The organism is Streptomyces sp. NPDC058664 (assembly GCF_042716635.1).
GTDB lineage: Bacteria > Actinomycetota > Actinomycetes > Streptomycetales > Streptomycetaceae > Streptomyces.
Genome location: NZ_JBHXRW010000183.1, coordinates 1 through 2,056, shown reverse-complemented (window position 1 = coordinate 2,056; position 2,056 = coordinate 1). Strand labels below are relative to the sequence as shown.

2 protein-coding genes are annotated in these 2,056 nt (G+C 68.3%); both read left to right on the top strand.

Translation table 11 applies throughout. From position 1 onward, the window contains the following. Nucleotides 1–262: hypothetical protein (locus ACFWUY_RS41335; protein ID WP_384122112.1), on the top strand; the 262-nt coding region annotated here is incomplete at its 5' end. Continuing rightward, nucleotides 259–2,056, top strand: a 1,798-nt coding sequence (locus tag ACFWUY_RS41330) for a hypothetical protein (RefSeq protein WP_384122107.1), incomplete at its 3' end; no start/stop codon positions are given. The genes ACFWUY_RS41335 and ACFWUY_RS41330, both read left to right, overlap by 4 nt.

Here is a 2,056-nt window from a genome sequence, read left to right as displayed (position 1 = left end):
CGGGCTCATCTACTACTACCGCGGTGACCGCGTGAAGAAGGTCATCACCAAGGCCGCCGCCGAGCTGAAGGCGGCGGGGTTGTTCGAGCAGACCCCGATCCGGATGCGGCTGGCCGATCTCGACACCGAGCTGCTCAAGCCCCGCAAGCCCGCTTCGCCCGATCTGCGACCCGGTCTCCGGGTGCTCGCGGGCGGCGCCGCTGATCACGAAATCCCCCAGGTCACAGACCCGAACGAGCATGGAGAGGCGGTGTCGTCATGACCTGCACCCCGTTGATTACCCCGGCCGATTGCGCGCCGTACGCGCCGACACCAGTGCTGTCGGCTCAGCCGCAGCCGACCGGATCCCCCGAGATCAATGTCGATCCGACGATGCCGCCGATCGGCCTGGACAACGACCCGATCGGGTGGATTCCCAACCTCTCCGAGATCTCCCTGGACGGCGTCGCGGACGGTGCGTTGCTGCTCGCGGCCGTTGTGGTCGCGATTCTGATCATGACGATCATGATCCTGGTTCCGGCGACCGCGCTGGGGTGGAAGCCCACCCGCCTGCGCAACTGGTTGATCGGGTCGTTGCTGGCGATGCCGGGTGCGACCGCGCTGTGGGCGTGGGATGTGCTGGCGCCGGGCACGATCGCGACCGAAGCCAGCCGCCAGTTCATGGACGGGCAGTACACGGCCGGGATGCTCGGTATGGCTGTGGTGTTGGTGCCGATGGCGTGGTTCGTCGCGACCGTCGCTCACACGAACCGCCGGGTGCAGCTGGCTACGGTCGGTTTGCAGTCGCCGGCGCGGACCGAGCGCGCGTTGTGGGCCCAGGCTCAGCGCGAGCAGCGGGCCGCGGCTCGCCTGTCGCGTCGCCGTCTGCCGTTCACGTCGGGCTACTGGTCCCCGCAGCTGGTGATCGGACGGTTGGCGTCGGAGCAGACCCAGGCCCCGGCGAAGTCGATGTTCCGGATGCTGTTGGGCCGCGCGGAGACTCGGCTGATCGTGCCGTGGATCGCGTTGGCCGAGCACGTGACCACGGTGGCGTCGTCCGGTTCGGGCAAGACGACGCTGCTCAAGCGCACCGCCGTCAGCTGGTTTGTGACCGGGTGGACCCGTCACCGGCAGTGGTGGCGTGCCGACCGGCCCGGCCGCCCGCAGGTGATCATCATCGACTGCAACGGTGGACCGGAATCGCGCAAGGTCGCCGAGAGCATGGCGAAGTGGTTCCGCGCCCTGGGCGTTCCCGAGGAGCGGATCGGCCGGTTCCCCGAGGTCAAGCTGCGTATGTGGCCGGGCAAGGACTTCGACCAGCTCACGCCCGCCGAGCAACAGGCCGTCGTCGATGATCTGCGGTCGACCCTGTCGGCGATGGTCTCGGGCGGCTCGACACCGACGACCGACACCGAGAAGTACTTCCACGAGATCCGCGAGACGCTGATCCATCTCATCGTCGATGCCCCGGCGAGGGTCGAGCTGATCGACGGTGTGCCGACCGCGATCGGGTCGAACCCGCCGCGCGACTGGGTGGAGTTCTTGCGTCGGTTCAACGAGCGGGTCCTGGCTCAGCTGTGGGGCGGGGTGTACGACCCGCAGGTGCCGTGGGGTGGCGTGCCCGGTGCGGACCGCGAGATCGCGTCCACGGTCGAGGGCAAGCAGCCGGTGATGTCCTCTGCCCGAGGCGAATTCGGCAATCTCTACCGCGCACTCGGCGACGCGTTCGACGGCGACAAGGAGTTGACCGACTACGACCTGCTCTACATCACCCTCGAAGGCGTCAAGACGCCCGACCGTGCACGGGCGCAGTTCGGTGCGATCGGGTCGATGCTCGAACAGCTCGCCGACAAGAAGCACGGCCGGTCGATCCTGATGGTCGTCGACGAGTTCTCGGCCGTCAGTGACGGAAAGACCCGCGCCGTGAAGTGGGTCGAACGCCTGCGTAAGGCCGGGATCGGGTCGTGGTGGGTCGCGCAGTCCTGGCAGGGCCTGGGCCACGACGACGACAACCGCACCGCCCTGGTCTCGGCTGCCTCCGGTGGGTCGCTGCTGGGGCGCACGACCAACCCGGAGC